The following is a 17003-nucleotide window of genomic DNA, read 5'->3' as shown; positions in this document are numbered from 1 at the left end:
CTTCTCGCGTGGTGGCTCAGGACTCCGGCGTGGACCGCTTGCTCCGGCTCAGGATGCGTCGCCCCGGTGCCAGGACCCTCTCGGCCGCCCGGCCGACCCCGACGGAGACAGCCGTCCGGGCCTCCCGCACCGCGTCGGAGATCCGCCACCACAGCTGCGCCGAGGACGCCGGCAGCAGCAGCGCCCTGGTCCGTCCGGCCCGGTTGGCGGTCGCCCACATCCCGCGCCGCGCGGTGCGGACGTCGGCGGCCAGCGGCTCCGCGGTGAGCTGCCCGGGCGGGGCGTAGAGCACCCGCTCGGTGGCCAGCGCCAGCCGGCCGGTGGCCGCCGCGGAGTCCGCGTCCAGCTTCGCCCGCTCGGTGATCCGGCGGGCCGTCGAGCGCGGCGTGCGTGACTCGTCCGGGGGAATTCCGAGGTCCCAGGCGGAGTCGATCAGTTCGTCCCAGGCGGCCAGCACCTGGGCGTCGGTCAGCTCCGCCGGACCGCCCCCGCCGGGCCCGCGCCGTCCGCCGGCGCCCAGCCGGCGACGGCGCACGGCGGCGCGCCAGAACATCGGGACGAGCAGCAACGCGATCAGCCCGAGCACCGCGGCGAGGGTGCCGAGCACCTGGCCGGAGAGCAGCCAGGACTTCTCGGCGGTCCGGTCGGCGGCCTTGCTCCGGGGGCCGCACTCACCCAGCTGACGCTGCTTGGGGGTGCAGTCCGTGCTGACGGTCGGCGCCGGGGCGGCCGAGGCGGTCAGCGGGGCGGCGGTCGCCTGCTGGGTGGGCGCGGTGGTCGGGGCGGTGGCCGTGTCGGCGTAGCGGGCCGGGACGCCGCGGCTCGGGGTCGGCTCGAAGCGCAGCCAGCCGTAGTTCGCGAAGTACAGCTCGGGCCAGGCGTGGTACATCCGGCCGGTGACCGAGTAGACGTTGCCGCCCTTGCTGTCGCCGGGGGTGAAGCCGACGGCCACCCGGGCCGGGATCTTCAGCGTCCGGGCCATCGCCGCCATGGTGGAGGCGAAGTGCACGCAGAAGCCCCGGCGGTCGCGCAGGAAGACGGAGATGGCGTTGCTGCCGGTGCCGCCGTTGACCGTGGTGTCGTACGTGAAGTCGGGCCCGGTGAACCACTTGACCAGTGCCGTGGCCCGGTCGAAGTCGTTGCTCGCGCCGGCGGTGAGGTCCTTGGCCCGGGCGGCGACCTCCGGCGGCAGGTCGGTCGGGAGGGCGGTGTAGTGCTCCCGGATGTCCTGCGGCGCGGTGCCGACGAGGCGCAGCTCGGTGGCGGAGGGCCGTACGTTCAGGGCGCTGACCTGGTAGCGCAGGCCGCGGATCGCCTTGTCGTTGGCCGGCAGGACGGTGCGGGTGAGCGGGTCGAGCTTCCAGTCGGAGCGGTTGGGCAGCTGGACGGTGGTGGCCGGGTAGGGCATCGGCAGCCAGCTCGCCCGGAGCCCGTCGCTGATCTGGAAGTCGCCGTCGATCCGGGGGAAGTCGGACTTGTGCAGGCCCTCCGGGTTGGGCAGCGACACCGGGAGGTCGTTGACCGCGGTGCTGCCGAGCTTCCAGTTGGTGCCGTCGAACTGGTCGAGCGAGCCGGTCCGCAGGTAGGTCTCCGCGGCCAGATCGCTGTCCATGCTGTACGTGAGCAGTTCCGCGTCGGTGGGCTTGACGATCGCGGCCTCCAGGCTGACCAGCGGGTCCAGACTGGTCGTCAGGCCCTTGCCGGAGCCCTTGCCGCTCGACCCGCCGGAGCGCAGCAGCCCGGCGTCCCAGTGCGGCAGGACCACCGGCAGCAGCAGTGCCGCGGCCAGGGCCAGCACACCGACCTGCCGGCCGCCCGGGCTGACGCGGCCGGACTCCGCCGAGTCGCGCGCGCCGCCGTAGAACACCCGGCCCCAGCGGGAGACCCGGTCCTGGCCCTCGGCGAACAGCAGCAGCAGGTAGCCGGCCGAGGCGACGGCGAACCAGATCCAGCTGCCGTGCTCCCCGGCCAGGCCGTTGCCGACCGAGTACAGCGCCAGCAGCGGCAGCCCGGCCAGCGCCGAGCGCCGGTAGGTCACCGCGACGGTGTCCACCGCGATGGCGATCAGGCCGACCGCGGAGACCAGGATCAGCCGCAGGCCGGCGGTGGGCGGAGCCGGGATGGCGTACTGCTGTATGTCGTCCACCCCGGCGGCGAGGACCTGGCCCAGCACCCGCATCGCGGACGGCCCGGGCAGCACCCCGCCGGCGCCGGCGAAGCCGAGCAGCATCAGCGTCAGCAGCACCAGCAGCTGCCCGACCGGCACCGTCCAGCGGTACAGCGGGGAGCGGCGCAGGCCCGCGCCGACCGCCGCGAGCACGACGATCACCAGCAGGGCGTGGGTGAGCCAGCTGCGGGTGGTGAGCAGCGGCATCATGCACAGCGAGGCGAGCGCGGTGGCCAGCGCCGAGTACACGGTCAGTTTTGCCCGGGTGGTCACGCGCCGGCCTCTTCTCGGTAGGGGGCGGTGGTCTTGCTGCCGTCGGCGGCGCGCCACAGGTCCGGGAGGGAGTCCCCGGCGCGCACCGGGATCACCGTCCAGCCGGACTCGCGCAGCTGCTGGACCCGGGCCCGGAACTCGTCGCCGCCGGTGTTCGGGGCGAGCATCCGCAGCCCGGCCCAGGTGCTGGAGTCCAGCAGGAAGACGATCGCCCCGCCGGTGCGGCTGCGCAGCCGGCCCAGCCGGGCGGCCTGGGCGTCGTCCAGCTCGCCGAGGACGGCGACCAGCAGGCCCTCGCCGCCGGTGCGCAACGGGTCCTCGGCGCGGGAGAGGGTGCCGCCGTCGGACAGGTCGGCGACCGCGAGGGCGTCCAGGATCAGCCCCGAGGAGTCGGCGGCGGTGCCGTGGCTGCCGCCCGCGCCCGGGGCGGGCACCGTCTGGCCGGCGTCGGTGAGCAGCCGGGTCTGGTAGCCGCGCTCCAGCAGGTGCACGGTGACGGAGGCGGCGCAGCTGACCGCCCACTCGAAGGAGGAGGCGGGGCCGCTGCCCCGGTGGGCGGTCTCCCGGGTGTCCAGCAGGACGGTGGCCCGGGCCTGCTGCGGCTGCTCCTCGCGACGCACCATCAGTTCGCCGTACCGGGCGGTGGAGCGCCAGTGCACTCGGCGCAGGTCGTCGCCGGGCCGGTACTCGCGCAGGATCACGTCGTCGTCGCCGGCCAGCGCCAGGGTGCGGCTGTGGCTCTCGCCCTGGCCGGTCCACTCGCCGCTGAGGCGTACCGCCGGCAGCGCCTGGACCTGGGGGACCACGGTGAGGACGTCGGAGGCGGTGAAGGCGCGGGCCACCTCGCACATTCCGAACGGGTCGGACAGCCGCAGCTGGAGCGGCCCGAGCGGGTAGCGGCCGCGCAGGTCGGAGCGGACCCGGTAGGAGACCTCGCGGTGGCCGCGCGGTTCGACCCGGTCCAGGACGAACCGCGGGCGCGGCCCGAGCACGTACGGGACCTTGTCCTCCAGCAGCAGCACCCCGGTGGGCACCCGGGAGATGTTGTCGACCCGCAGGTGGACCCGGGCCTCCTGGCCGGCGATCGCCCGGCGCGGGCTGAGCCGGCGTCCGCTGGCCACCCGGTAGCGGGTGTTGGCGACGACCACCACGGCGGCCAGCGGCAGCGCGGCCAGCAGGACGCCGACGCGCAGCAGGGCGTTCTGGTCGAGCAGGTAGGAGCAGACCACCGCGGTGACCCCGGCGGCGAGGAAGGACCGCCCCCGGGTGGTGAGGCCGCGGAACCCCGCCCGCAGCCCCGATGGCGAGTCGGACTGGGCCACCTCAGCCCCTCCGGACGGCCGGGCCGCCCTGCGGGCGCGGCAGCGGCAGCCGGGCGACCAGCTCGGCCACGATCTGCTCGGAGGTCCGGCGGCTGAGCTGGGTCTCGGCGGTCGGCATCAGCCGGTGCGCCAGGACCGGGACGGCGAGGCGCTGGATGTCGTCCGGGGTGACGTAGTCGCGCCCGTCCAGCGCGGCGGCGGCGCGGGCGGCCCGGACCAGGTGGAGGGTGGCGCGCGGCGAGGCGCCCAGGCGCAGTTCGGGGCTGGTGCGGGTGGCGCCGACCAGGTCGACGGCGTAGCGGCGGACCGGGTCGGCGATGTGCACGGTGCGGACCAGGTCGATCAGCTTGAGGATGTCGGAGGCGTGCGCGACCGGATGGAGGTCCTCCAGCGGGCTGGCGCCGGCGTGCACGTCCAGCATCGCGAGCTCGGCCTCGGGGCTGGGGTAGCCGATCGAGATCCGGGCCATGAAGCGGTCGCGCTGGGCCTCCGGCAGCGGGTAGGTGCCCTCCATCTCGACCGGGTTCTGGGTGGCCACGACCATGAACGGCGAGGGCAGTTCGTAGCTGGTGCCGTCGATGGTGACCTGGCGCTCCTCCATGGACTCCAGCAGCGCGGACTGGGTCTTGGGCGAGGCGCGGTTGATCTCGTCGCCGACCACGACCTGGGCGAAGATCGCGCCCGGGCGGAACTCGAAGTCGTGCCGCTGCTGGTCGTAGATGTTGGTGCCGGTGACGTCCGAGGGCAGCAGGTCGGGCGTGAACTGGATGCGGCGCACGGTGCAGTCGAGCGAGCGGGCGAGCGCCTTGGCCAGCATGGTCTTGCCGACGCCGGGCACGTCCTCCAGCAGCAGGTGGCCCTCGGCGAGCAGGACGGTCAGGGCGATCCGGACGGCCTCCGGCTTGCCCTCGATCACGCTCTCCACGTTGGCGCGGACGCGGTCGACGACCGCGGCGAGCTCGGGAAGCCCGACCTGCTGGAACCGGTGCGCCCTCTGCTTCTCGCCCCCCGCAGGACTGCCGATCTCGGCCTGGTCGTTGTAGCTCGTCACCCGTTTACGCTCCCTGGCACCCTGTGCCCGCCCCGTGCCGAGGCCGGACCCCACCCCATGCTTGACGCGGCCTTCCCGGGGACGGTTCCGCACCGGTTTCCGGCGCCGGGAGGGTGGCCTGCGGCCTGGCCGCCCCAGGTGGTTCGGGGTCCGACCGGCAGGCGCATTCTCCCCTGAGGGATGACCAGAAGTCACCATTCGGTGTGGCCCGGATGCCCGGACGCCCGGACGCCGTTGGCCGGGCGGGGGCGGACGTCTCAGCCGATCTCGCGCAGCAGGCCGGTGTGGACGTCGAAGACGAAGCCGCGGACGTCGTCGGTGTGCAGCAGGAAGGGAGAGGTGCGGACGCGCTGCATGGACTGGCGGACGTCGCCGTCCAGGTCGACGAAGGCCTCCACCGCCCACTGCGGGCGCTGGCCGACCTCCAGTTCCAGCTCGCGGCGGAAGTCCTCGGTGAGCCCGAGCAGACCGCAGCCGGTGTGGTGGATCAGCGCGATCGACCGGGTGCCGAGGGCGCGCTGGCTGATGGTCAGGGAGCGGATGGTGTCGTCGGTGACGACGCCTCCGGCGTTGCGGATGACATGGGCGTCGCCGAGTTCGAGGCCGAGTGCCGCGAACAGGTCCAGGCGGGCGTCCATGCAGGCCACCACGGCGATCTTCTGCACCGGGCGGGCGTCCATGCCGCCGTCCTGGAAGGTCACCGCGTAGCCGCGGTTGGCCGTGACGAAACGGTCGATGACGGTGGGTCTGGGAGGCTCGGCAGCGGCGGTCGGCGAGGGCCGGTCGGGAGTCACTGTCATGGTGGCGACGTTAGTGGGGATCGGGTCCCCGCGGTGGAGCGAGGAGCTACAGAACAGGGCGCCGGGATCGGGAGCATGACGACAACGGGAGGGGTTCGTCCGGGCCGTCGCGCACCGGTCCGCACGGTGGCGGACAGGGGGCGCGCGCCCGCCGCCGAAGGCCCCCGGTACGTACCGTCGCACGGTCGGCCCGACGGCCGCGACCTGCGGTGATCCGTACCGCCGCCCGGGTGGTGCGCCGGAGCGGGCCATTGACTGGAAGGGTCCGCGCGATAGAGTTCGTGGCGCAGTGGAGCACACCCGCCGGGGCCCGTCAACGGGGCCTTCCCGGCCGGTGCTGCCCGGCCGACGCGGCCCGTGGCCTCCACCCGCTCCGTGCTCACCTGGCGCACCTTCCCCGGCGCCGGGCGGTCACGATCTTCCCCTCGAGCGGGCGGGGACCACGGGCCGCTTCGTCGTGCCGGGGCGCGGTGGGCGAGAATGGTCGCAGCTCCCGGACGTCGGGCTGCTCCGCACCGAGGAAGGGCGCCACCGCGCATGACCACCAACGAACCGGGCCCCAAGCACGTTCCGGTGATGCTCCAGCGGTGCATGGACGCGCTGGCCCCGGCGATCTCGCGCCCGGGTGCCGTGGTGGTGGACGCCACCCTCGGCCTCGGCGGGCACAGCGAGGCGCTGCTGACCCAGTTCCCGCAGGTGCGGCTGGTCGCGGTGGACCGTGACCCGCAGGCGCTGAAGCTGGCCGGTGAGCGACTGGCCCCGTTCGGCGACCGGGCCACCCTGGTGCACGCGGTCTACGACGAGATCCCCGAGGTGCTGGAGCGCCTGGGCATCGACCGGGTGGACGGCGTCCTGTTCGACCTCGGCGTCTCCTCGATGCAGCTGGACGAGGCGGAGCGCGGCTTCGCGTACGCGCAGGACGCGCCGTTGGACATGCGGATGGACCAGACCCGGGGGATCAGCGCGGCGGAGGTGCTGAACACCTACAGCCACGGCGCCCTGGCCCGCATCCTCAAGGTGTACGGCGAGGAGCGGTTCGCCGGGAAGATCGCCTCGGTGATCCTGCGGGAGCGGGAGAAGGAACCGTTCACCAACAGCGCGCGTCTCGTCGAGTTGGTGCGCAACGCCATTCCGGCGGCGACCCGCCGCACCGGCGGGAACCCGGCCAAGCGGACGTTCCAGGCGCTGCGGATCGAGGTCAACGGCGAGCTGGAGGTCCTGGACCGGGCGATCCCCGGGGCGCTGGACGCCCTGGCGCTGGGCGGCCGGATCGTGGTGATGTCCTACCAGTCGCTGGAGGACCGCCTGGTCAAGCAGTACTTCGCCGCCGGGGCGACCAACACCGCCCCGCCGGGGCTGCCGTTCATCCCGGAGGAGCACCAGCCCTGGCTCAAACTGATCACTCGCGGTGCCGAGCTGGCCACCGAGGAGGAGATCGAGGAGAACCGGCGCGCCGCGCCCGTACGGCTGCGGGTGGCAGAGAGGATCAGGGACCGAAGCAAGCGGGGCTGACGAACCGGCCCCGGCGGGGTCCGAAGGGCGGAGGAAAGCGGTGGGGCCGGTGGCCGGTGAGGTCCGGGCGGGGCGGGGAGGACTCCCCGGGCAGGGCAGGGCGCGGATCACGGTCCGGCCGGGGAAGCGTCCGGTACGGCGGCGCACACCGTTCGCGGTGCTCATCGTGGTGCTGCTGGCGGGCGGACTGCTCGGCCTGCTGGCACTGAACACCGCGCTCAACGAGGGCTCGTTCGAGCTTTCCCGGCTACAGAAACAGACCACCGTGGCGACCGACGAGCAGCAGAGCCTCCAGCACGAGATCGACCAGAACTCGGCCCCGGACGCGCTGGCCAGGCGCGCCGGCGAACTGGGCATGGTCCCGGCCGGGGGGATGGCCTTCCTGGACGTCCCGAACGGCGGCAAGGTGCTCGGCACCCCCGGAGCGGCGCAGGACAGTCCGCCGGTGAAGCGCTCGACGGCCGAGCCGTGGCCGACGAAGGCCCAGCCCGGTGCCGCCCAGCCCGGCGCCGGGCCGGCGCCGGCCGCGCCGCAGCCTGGCGGTGCCGCCTCGCCGGCCGCGCCGCCGCCTCCTCCGCCGGTACCGACCCCGGCGGCGTCCGCCGGTGACTCGGTGATCCAGCTCAACCCGGCCTCGCCCGCCGCGGGCGCGAAGCCGAGCGGGGGTGCGGGCCGATGAGCACGCCGCGTCAGCCCGGCGGGTCGGGCGGCGGCGATGGCCGCCGTCCGGTGCCCAGGGGCACCGCGCCGCGCGGCCAGTCCGCCTCCGGCCGCAGCCAGCCCGCGAAGGGCCAGCCGACCAAGGGGCAGCCCGCCCGCGGCCAGTCGGCGAAGGCCCAGCCCGCGAAGGGGCAGCCCGTCCGCGGCCAGTCGGCGAAGGCCCAGCCCGCGAAGTCGGCCTCCGCCGGCCGTACCCCGCGGGCGCCGCAGCAGCGCCGCCCCGAGGGCCGCCCGCCGGCCCGCAGCCAGGCGGCGGTGCGCCCGAAGAGCCGCCCGTCGCAGCGCTCCAAGGCCCTCAAGCTGGCCGAGCCCAAGCGCCGGCTGAAGGTGATCACCGTGGCGCTGTCGCTGGTGTTCTCCGTGTTCGCGGGCCGCCTGGTGCAGCTCCAGCTGGTGGACGCCTCGGCGCTGGCCGCCGACGCCAACACCAACCGGTACCTGAACATCCCGATCACCGCCGAACGCGGCTCGATAACGTCCTCCGACGGGGTCGCGCTGGCGGCCACCGTCGACGCGTACGACATCACCGCCGACCCGGCGATGTTCACCCCGGAGGCGACCGGCATCCCGGACGCCCCGGAGCAGGCGGCCGCGCTGCTGGCGCCGATCATCGGCGTCTCCAAGGAGAAGGTCGCCGCCGACCTGCACACCCCCAAGACCCGCTACAAGAGGCTCGCGGCCCAGCAGACCCCGGCCACCAAGAAGCAGATCAGCGACCTCAAGTCGAGTCTGGAGAAGCAGGCCGGCTCACGGGCCTGCCAGGCCCAGAAGAAGCTGCTCGGCAAGCCCGCCGAGGAGGGCGGGCGCACCCGGGTGGACAACGAGTGCGCCAACCCGCTGGCCGGGGTGTTCAACCGGGAGACCCAGAAGCGGATCTACCCGGCGGACGGCCTGGCGGCCAACCTGGTCGGCTTCGTCAACGCCGAGGGCGAGGGCGCCGGCGGTCTGGAGCTCCAGTACCAGAAGCTGCTGGCCGGCAAGGACGGCCACAGCAGCTACGCCCAGTCAGGCGGGCGGCTGGTGCCCACCGCCGGGGGCTCGATGGACCCGGCCGTGCCGGGCAGCGACGTGAGGCTGACCGTCAACCGGGACATCCAGTGGGCCGCCCAGCGGGCGATCGCCGACCAGGTGGCCAACTCCGGGGCGGAGAAGGGCTACGTGGTGGTCCAGGACGTGAAGACCGGTCAGGTCCTCGCGATGGCCACCGCGCCGGGCTTCAACCCGAACGACCTGAGCCTGTCCAAGCAGTCCCAGCTGGGCAACGCCGCCCTCGGGGACGCGTACGAGCCGGGCAGCACCGCCAAGCTGATGAGCATGGCCGCCGTCCTGGACTCCGGCAAGGCCACCTGGGACACCAAGGTCACCGTGCCCAACCGCCTGGTGAGGGCCGGCCAGCAGTTCAAGGACGACATCGACCACGACACCTGGTACCTGACCCTGGCCGGGGTGCTGGCGAAGTCCTCCAACATCGGCACCATCGAGGCCGTCGAGACCCTCGGCGGCGGTGACCAGCTGGCGGCCAACAAGGTCCTGGACGGCTACCTGCGCAAGTTCGGCGTCGCCCAGCCGACCGGCCTGGGCTTCCCGGGGGAGACCGCCGGCATGCTCAAGAAGCCGGAGGACCTGGTCGCCTCGGAGAAGTACAACATCGCCTTCGGCCAGGGTCCGATGCAGATGAACGCGCTCCAGGCCACCTCGGTCTACTCGACGATCGCCAACGGCGGGGTGCGGGTCGCGCCCAGCATCGTCCAGGGCGTCACCGACCCGAACGGGAAGTACACGCCGAGCGCGCCGGGGGAGCAGACCCAGGTGGTCAGCCCGGAGACGGCCAAGACCCTCACCTCGATGCTGGAGTCGGTCGTCGACGACGAGCAGGGCACCGGCGGCAAGGCCGCCATCCCCGGCTACCGGGTCGCCGGCAAGACCGGAACCGCGAACCGGGGCGCCGCCGACGGCAAGGGCTACGACGGCTACACCGCCTCCTTCATCGGCTTCGCCCCCGCCGACGCCCCTCGGTACACCGTCTCCTGCACCCTCCAGGGCCCGGTCAACGGCCACTTCGGCGGCCAGCTGTGCGGCCCGGTGTTCAAGCAGGTGATGGAGTTCACCCTGAAGACCATGCAGGTCCCGCCGAGCGGCAGCCAGGCGCCCAACCTGACCGTCGACTGGAAGCCGTGAGCGAGCATGAGCAACGAACGGGCCGGGCTGGACCACGGCGCGGCGGAGGGCCGGTTTGGCCCTGGACACCCTTCGGCGGATAGCCTTCCCGCCGTGCCGAAACCCGATCAAACCACCGTGAGTCCGCCCCGCCCGACCGGGACGACCGCCCTGCCGCTCGCGAAGCTGGCCGCCGAACTGGGTCTGCCGCCCGTCGAGGGCGGCGCCGTCACCGGCGTCACCCACGACTCCCGCGCGGTCCGCCCGGGCGACGTGTACGTGGCCTTCCCCGGTGCCAACCACCACGGCGCGGCGTTCGCCGCCAAGGCCGCGGAGTCCGGCGCGGTGGCGGTGCTCACCGATCCGGCCGGCGCCGAGATCGCGGCCGCCACCGGCCTGCCGCTGCTGGTCGTGGACCGGCCGCGGGCCGTCATGGGCGAGCTCGCCGCGATCGTCTACGGCCGCCCCTCGGAGGGGCTGCTGATGATCGGGCTGACCGGCACCAACGGCAAGACCACCACCTCCTACCTGGTCGAGGGCGGTCTGCGCGGCGCCGGGCGCAGCCCGGGCGTGATCGGCACCGTCGAGATGCGGGTCGGCCAGGAGCGGATCAAGAGCGAGCGCACCACCCCCGAGGCCACCGACCTGCACGCGATCCTCGGCGTGATGGCCGAGCGCGGCGCCGACGCGGTGACCATGGAGGTCTCCAGCCACGCCCTGGTCTTCGGCCGCACCGACGGGGTCGCGTACGACGTCGCGCTGTTCAACAACCTGACCCCCGAACACCTCGACTTCCACCCGGACATGGAGGACTACTTCCAGGCGAAGGCCCGGCTCTTCCAGCCCGGCAAGTCCCGCCGCGGCGTGGTCAACCTGGACGACGAGTACGGCCGCCGGCTCGCCGCCGAGGCCAAGATCCCGGTGGCCGGCTTCTCCGCCACCGGCGCCGCCGAGGCCGACTGGCGGGCCGTGGACGTCCGGCTCGGCCCGGTCGGCTCGACCTTTACGGTGCTCGGCCCGGACGGTGCCGAGGCCGAGGCCTCCGTCCCGCTGCCCGGCCCGTTCAACGTCGCCAACGCGCTCGCCGCGATCACCGTGCTGGTCGTCGCCGGGCTGCCGCTGGAGCGGGCGGTGGCCGGTGTCGCCGCCGTCCCCGGCGTGCCCGGCCGGCTGGAGCGGGTGGACGCCGGCCAGCCGTTCGTCGCCGTCGTCGACTACGCGCACAAGCCGGACGCCCTCCAGGCCGTCCTCGCCTCGCTGCGCGAGGTCACCGAGGGCCGGCTGCACGTCGTGGTCGGCTGCGGTGGCGACCGCGACCCGCACAAGCGCGGCCCGATGGGCGCCATCGCCGCCCGCCTCGCCGACACCGCCCTGCTGACCAGCGACAATCCGCGCAGCGAGGACCCGCTGGCGATCCTCGCCAGCATGCTGACCGGCGCCGCGGCGGTGCCCGAGGCCGAGCGCGGGGACGTCCTGGTCGTCCCCGACCGGGCCGAGGCGATCCGGCTGGCGGTCGCCCGCGCCGGAGCGGGGGACACCGTGCTGGTGGCCGGCAAGGGCCACGAGCTCGGGCAGTACGTACGAGACGAGATCCGCCCCTTCGACGACCGCGAGGTGCTGCGCGAATCCATCGCGCGGACCACGGCCGCACGGGGCGACCGAGGAGTAGAGCAGCAGTGATCGCACTGACCCTCGCCGAGGTGGCCGCCGCCGTCGGAGGCACCCTGGACGGCGCCGACCCGGACGCCCTGGTCACCGGCCCGGTCGAGGTCGACTCGCGCAAGGTGGGCCCCGGCGGCCTGTTCGCGGCCTTCGTCGGCGAGCACGTGGACGGCCACGACTACGCGGCCGGGGCGGTGGAGGACGGCGCCGTCGCGGTGCTGGCCTCCCGCCCGGTCGGCGTGCCCGCAGTCCTGGTCGACAGTGTGGTGGAGGCGCTCGGCAAGCTCGCCCGCGCCGTGGTCGCCCGCGCCGAGGGCACCGCCGTGGTCGCGCTGACCGGCTCGGCCGGCAAGACCAGCACCAAGGACCTGATCGCCCAGTTGCTCCAGCGCCTCGGCGACACCGTCTACCCGCCCGGCTCGCTCAACAACGAGATCGGCCACCCGATGACCGCGCTGCGGGTCGAGGCCGGCACCCGGCACCTGGTCATGGAGATGGGCGCCCGGCACAAGGGCGACATCGAGTACCTCACCTCGATCACCCCGCCCCGGATCGGCGTCGTCCTCAACGTCGGCACCGCCCACGTCGGCGAGTTCGGCTCCCAGGAGGCGATCGCCGAGGCCAAGGGCGAACTGGTCGAGTCGCTGCCCGCCGAGGGCGCCGCGATCCTCAACGCGGACGACCGGCTGGTGCGCGCGATGGCCTCCCGTACCAAGGCCAAGGTGGTTCTGTTCGGCGAATCACCGGACGCCCACGTCCGGGCGGTGGACGTTCGCCTGGACGCCACCGGGCGGCCATCGTTCACGCTCACCACCCCGGCCGGTTCCGCGCCCGTGCAGCTGCGCCTGTACGGTGAGCACCACGTCTCGAACGCCCTCGCCGCCGCCGCGGTGGCGGTGGAGCTCGGGATGTCCGTCGACGACACCGCCGCCGCCCTGGGCGAGGCGGGTGCGCTGTCCCGCTGGCGCATGGAGGTCGTCGACCGGGCCGATGGTGTCACCGTCGTCAACGACGCCTACAACGCGAACCCCGACTCGATGCGGGCCGCGCTGCGGGCGCTGGTCTCGATGGGGGGCCGCGGCCCGGAGCGCCGCCGCACCTGGGCGGTGCTCGGCGAGATGCGGGAGCTCGGCGAGGAGAGCCTGGCCGAGCACGACGCCATCGGGCGGCTCGCCGTCCGGCTGGACGTCACCAAGCTGGTGGCGGTCGGCGGACGCGAGGCGGCCTGCATGGAACTCGGTGCGAGGAACGAAGGTTCGTGGGGTGAGGAGTCGGTGCTGGTGTCCGACGCGGACGCGGCGGTCGAGCTGCTGCGCAGTCAGCTGCGGCCAGGGGACGTGGTCCTGGTGAAGGCATCCCGTTCGGTGGGGCTGGAGAAGGTGGCCGAGGCCCTCCTGTCGGACGGTGTGGCCGAATAATGAAGCAGATCCTTTTCTCCGGGCTGATCGGCCTGATCCTCTCGCTGGCCGGCACGCCCGCCCTGATCAAGCTGCTCGCCCGGCAGGGCTACGGCCAGTACATCCGCGACGACGGCCCCAAGGCGCACCACAGCAAGAAGGGCACGCCCACCATGGGCGGCATCGCCTTCATCCTGGCGACCCTGATCGCGTACTTCGCCACCAAGGCGATAACGGGCGAGAGCCCGACCGCCTCCGGGCTGCTGGTGCTCTTCCTGACCACGGGCCTCGGCCTGGTCGGCTTCCTGGACGACTACATCAAGGTGGTCAAGCGCCGCTCGCTCGGCCTGCGGGCCAAGGCGAAGCTGGCCGGCCAGTCCATCGTCGGCCTCGCCTTCGCCGTCCTGGCGCTCCAGTTCCACGACGACCGCGGGCTCAGCCCGGCCTCCGAGAAGCTGTCCTTCGTCCGCGACTTCGAGTGGTCGATCGGCCCGGTGCTGTTCGTCATCTTCGCGTACTTCATGATCGCGGCGACCTCCAACGGCGTGAACCTGACGGACGGTCTGGACGGCCTCGCCACCGGCGCCTCGGTGATGGCCTTCGGCGCCTACACCTTCATCGGCGTCTGGGAGTACGGGCAGAGCTGCGCCTACTTCTTCTCCGCGACCAGCGCCTGCTACGACGTCCGCGACCCGCTGGACCTCGCGGTGGTGGCCGCCGCGCTGATGGGCTCCTGCTTCGGCTTCCTGTGGTGGAACACCTCGCCCGCCAAGATCTTCATGGGTGACACCGGCTCGCTCGCCCTCGGCGGTGCCCTGGCCGGCCTCGCGATCTGCTCGCGCACCGAGCTGCTGCTCATCCTGCTGGGCGGCCTGTTCATGATCATCACCCTGTCGGTGATCATCCAGGTCGGCTCCTTCCGGATGACCGGCAAGCGCGTCTTCAAGATGGCGCCACTGCAGCACCACTTCGAACTCAAGGGCTGGAGCGAAGTCCTGGTCGTGGTCCGCTTCTGGATCATCCAGGGTCTGTGCGTCGCCATCGGCCTCGGCCTCTTCTACGCGGGATACCGGACCGGATGACGAACCCCCAGCTGATCAAGTCGCAGTTCCTGAACCTGCCCGTCGTCGTCGCCGGGCTCGGCGTCTCCGGCATCAGCGCCGCGCGCGTCCTGCACGGCCTCGGCGCCCGGGTCACCGTGGTCGACGGCGGCGGCGGCGAGGGCCTCCGGGCCCGCGCCGCCGGGCTGGAGGCGCTGGGCGTCACCGTGCGGCTCGGGGACGGCGCGAGCCTGCCCGAGGGCACCGAGCTGATCGTCACCTCGCCCGGCTGGGCCCCCGACAGCCCGCTGTTCGCCGCCGCCGAGACGGCCGGCGTCCCGGTCTGGGGCGACGTCGAACTCGCCTGGCGGCTGCGCAAGCCGCTGCCCGGTACCGGCGAGCCCGCCCCCTGGCTGGCCGTCACCGGCACCAACGGCAAGACCACCACCGTCCAGATGCTCGCCTCGATCCTCACCGCGGCCGGCAAGCGCACCGCCGCCGTCGGCAACGTCGGGGTCTCGGTGCTGGACGCGGTGCTCGCCGAGGAGCCGTACGACGTGCTCGCCGTCGAGCTCTCCAGCTACCAGTTGCACTGGGCGCCCTCGCTGCGCCCGCACTCGGGGGCCGTGCTCAACCTGGCGCCCGACCACCTCGACTGGCACGGCTCGATGGAGGCGTACGCCGCCGACAAGGGCCGGATCTACGAGGGCAACACCGTCGCCTGCGTGTACAACCTGGCCGACCCGGCCACCAAGGCGCTGGTCATGGAGGCCGACGTCGAGGAGGGCTGCCGGGCGATCGGCTTCGGCCTCGGCGCGCCGAGCCCGTCCGACTTCGGCGTGGTCGACGGCCTGCTGGTGGACCGGGCCTTCGTCGAGGACCGGGCCAAGAACGCCGCCGAGCTGGGCGCCGTCTCGGACGTCAACCCGCCGGCCCCGCACAACATCGCCAACGCGCTCGCCGCGGCGGCGCTGGCCCGGGCGTACGGGGTCGAGCCGCAGGCCGTCCGGGAGGGCCTGCGGGCCTTCCGCCCGGACGCCCACCGGATCGCCGAGGTCGGCGTGGTCCGCGAGGTCACGTACATCGACGACTCCAAGGCCACCAACACCCATGCGGCGGCCGCCTCGCTGGCCGCCTACCGGCCGATCGTCTGGATCGCCGGGGGCCTGGCCAAGGGCGCGACCTTCGACGACCTGGCCCAGGACGCGGCCGAGCGGCTGCGCGCGGTGGTGCTGATCGGCCAGGACCGGGCGCTGATCCGGGAGGCGTTGGAGCGACACGCTCCGGATGTGCCGGTGATCGAGGCGGCCGAGGGCCAGACTGGCGCGGTGGCGATGGCGGAAATCGTTCGAACGGCCGCATCGCTCGCCCGATCGGGTGACACGGTGCTGCTGGCACCGGCCTGCGCCTCGATGGACATGTTCACCAACTACGGCGAGCGCGGCGACCTCTTCGCCGAGGCCGTCCGGGAGCTGGCGGGCGAGTAGTCGGCCGGTGCCGGCGTCGGACGGAGAGAATGGGCGGGGAGCGGTGGCGGGGCAGGGCAGAGCGGATTCCGGCGTTGTGAAGCGGGACGCCGCGGAGCCGATGAGAGTGATCTCCGCCACCACGACCAAGTACAAGTCGGCCGGTCCACTGGGCCGGATCCAGGCCTTCCGGGCCCGGGTCCGGTACTGGCTGGACCGGCCGCTCACGCCGTACCTGCTGATCATCGGCAGCACCCTGCTGCTGGTCGTGCTCGGTCTGATGATGGTCTTCTCGGCCTCGCAGATCCTCGCCCTGAACCAGCACCACACGGCGCAGTACTACTTCCTCAAGCAGCTGATCGCGGCCATCCTCGGCCTGGTCCTGCTGATCGGCTTCGCCTCCGTCCCGCTGGCGGTGCTGCGGGTGATCGTCTACCCCGTGATGATCGCGGTGATCGCCCTGCTCACCCTGGTCGCCATCCCCGGCATCGGGGTGCGGATCAACGGCAACCAGAACTGGCTGGATTTCGGCTTCTTCCAGTTCCAGCCGTCGGAGTTCGCCAAGCTCGCGCTGGTGCTCTGGGGAGCCGACCTGCTCGCCCGCAAGCAGAAGGCCGGCACCCTCAACTCCTGGAAGCACCTGCTGGTGCCCCTGGTACCGGGCGCCCTGCTGCTGCTCGCGCTGATCATGTTCGGCGGCGACATGGGCACCTCGATGATCCTGGTGGCGATGGTGTTCGCGCTGCTCTGGATGGTGGGCGCGCCGCTGCGGCTGTTCGTGGCCACCGTCGGGGTGGCGGTCGTGGTCTGCACCGCCCTGGTGGTCACCGTCCCGCACCGGGCCGAGCGGCTGGGCTGCATAGGCGTCACCAAGCTCGATCCCGAGGGCGCCTGCTTCCAGGCCCTGCACGGCGTCTTCGCGTTCGCCAACGGCGGCGGCTTCGGCACCGGCCTGGGCGCCGGCGTGGAGAAGTGGGGCCAGCTGCCCGAGGCGCACACCGACTTCATCTTCGCCGCGACCGGCGAGGAACTCGGTCTGGTGGGGACGCTGTCGGTGCTCGGTCTCTTCGCGGCACTAGGCTACGCGGGTATCCGTGTGGCCATCGGTACGAAGGATCCCTTCGTCAGGTACGCCGCGGGAGCCGCCACCACCTGGATCATGGCGCAGGCCATGATCAACCTGGGGTCGGCGCTGGGACTGCTGCCCATCGCGGGCGTCCCGCTCCCGCTGTTCTCCTACGGCGGTTCCGCCATGCTGTCGGCCATGTCCGCGATCGGTGTGCTGCTGTGCCTGGCGCGCAGCACCTCGGGCGCGAAGGCGGCGCTGGCCGCCCGGAGCAAGAACTCCCGGATCAGGAGACAACTGGCCCGGGTGCTGCCACGACGACGAACCACAGCGCGCCCGGCCCCGGGGCCGGCACGCAGGGAGCGGTGAA

Annotated in this window: 12 protein-coding genes; 8 read left to right on the top strand and 4 right to left on the bottom strand. The window is 73.2% G+C overall.

The genetic code is table 11. The features are described 5' to 3' along the window. Positions 1 to 16 precede the first annotated feature (16 nt). The 4 genes from ACFRMQ_RS12030 to ACFRMQ_RS12015 all read right to left on the bottom strand — a co-directional run bounded on the left by ACFRMQ_RS12030 (position 17) and on the right by ACFRMQ_RS12015 (position 5613). The gene (locus ACFRMQ_RS12030; protein WP_380729717.1) at positions 17 to 2440 is read right to left on the bottom strand and encodes a DUF3488 and DUF4129 domain-containing transglutaminase family protein; all 2424 of its coding nucleotides are present in this window, start codon (positions 2438 to 2440) and stop codon (positions 17 to 19) included. Continuing rightward, on the bottom strand, positions 2437 to 3762 hold the full coding sequence (locus tag ACFRMQ_RS12025) for a DUF58 domain-containing protein (RefSeq protein ID WP_380729715.1): 1326 nt from the start codon (positions 3760 to 3762) through the stop codon (positions 2437 to 2439). Before ACFRMQ_RS12025 ends, ACFRMQ_RS12030 begins: the two co-directional genes overlap by 4 nt. 1 nt (position 3763) lies before the next feature. Next, on the bottom strand, positions 3764 to 4687 hold the full coding sequence (locus ACFRMQ_RS12020) for an AAA family ATPase (protein WP_380729721.1): 924 nt from the start codon (positions 4685 to 4687) through the stop codon (positions 3764 to 3766). Between the two features lie 383 nt (positions 4688 to 5070). After that, the gene (locus ACFRMQ_RS12015) at positions 5071 to 5613 is read right to left on the bottom strand and encodes a beta-class carbonic anhydrase (protein WP_380729713.1); all 543 of its coding nucleotides are present in this window, start codon (positions 5611 to 5613) and stop codon (positions 5071 to 5073) included. A gap of 537 nt (positions 5614 to 6150) precedes the next feature. Between ACFRMQ_RS12015 and rsmH the strand changes: the two genes are divergently transcribed. From rsmH to ftsW, 8 genes are all read left to right on the top strand, one after another. Further along, the gene (rsmH, locus tag ACFRMQ_RS12010) at positions 6151 to 7125 is read left to right on the top strand and encodes a 16S rRNA (cytosine(1402)-N(4))-methyltransferase RsmH (RefSeq protein ID WP_380729711.1); all 975 of its coding nucleotides are present in this window, start codon (positions 6151 to 6153) and stop codon (positions 7123 to 7125) included. A gap of 157 nt (positions 7126 to 7282) precedes the next feature. Continuing rightward, entirely contained in the window at positions 7283 to 7804 is a 522-nt protein-coding gene (locus ACFRMQ_RS12005) for a hypothetical protein (RefSeq protein WP_380729709.1), read from the top strand. Then, positions 7801 to 10023 (top strand): penicillin-binding transpeptidase domain-containing protein, encoded by a 2223-nt coding sequence (locus ACFRMQ_RS12000; protein ID WP_380729707.1) that lies wholly within the window; start codon positions 7801 to 7803, stop codon positions 10021 to 10023. The genes ACFRMQ_RS12005 and ACFRMQ_RS12000 overlap by 4 nt, the downstream gene beginning before the upstream one ends. Positions 10024 to 10116: 93 nt before the next feature. Then, a complete protein-coding gene (locus ACFRMQ_RS11995; protein WP_380729705.1) occupies positions 10117 to 11682 on the top strand; it encodes a UDP-N-acetylmuramoyl-L-alanyl-D-glutamate--2,6-diaminopimelate ligase in 1566 nt (521 codons plus the stop codon). Then, positions 11679 to 13082, top strand: a complete 1404-nt coding sequence (murF, locus tag ACFRMQ_RS11990) for a UDP-N-acetylmuramoyl-tripeptide--D-alanyl-D-alanine ligase (protein WP_380729703.1) — start codon at positions 11679 to 11681, stop codon at positions 13080 to 13082. Before ACFRMQ_RS11995 ends, murF begins: the two co-directional genes overlap by 4 nt. Continuing rightward, positions 13082 to 14143 (top strand): phospho-N-acetylmuramoyl-pentapeptide-transferase, encoded by a 1062-nt coding sequence (gene mraY, locus ACFRMQ_RS11985; RefSeq protein WP_380702303.1) that lies wholly within the window; start codon positions 13082 to 13084, stop codon positions 14141 to 14143. The genes murF and mraY overlap by 1 nt, the downstream gene beginning before the upstream one ends. Further along, on the top strand, positions 14140 to 15588 hold the full coding sequence (gene murD, locus ACFRMQ_RS11980; protein WP_380729701.1) for a UDP-N-acetylmuramoyl-L-alanine--D-glutamate ligase: 1449 nt from the start codon (positions 14140 to 14142) through the stop codon (positions 15586 to 15588). Before mraY ends, murD begins: the two co-directional genes overlap by 4 nt. 100 nt (positions 15589 to 15688) lie before the next feature. Beyond that, complete coding sequence (gene ftsW / locus ACFRMQ_RS11975; protein WP_380729699.1) at positions 15689 to 17002, top strand: putative lipid II flippase FtsW; 1314 nt, start codon at positions 15689 to 15691, stop codon at positions 17000 to 17002. Position 17003: the final 1 nt, after the last annotated feature.

Origin of the sequence: Kitasatospora sp. NPDC056783, from assembly GCF_042789895.1 — a bacterium.
Classification (GTDB): Bacteria; Actinomycetota; Actinomycetes; order Streptomycetales; family Streptomycetaceae; genus Kitasatospora.
The sequence above is the reverse complement of the archived record's forward strand: the minus strand, read 5'-3'. Positions and strand labels throughout refer to the sequence as shown.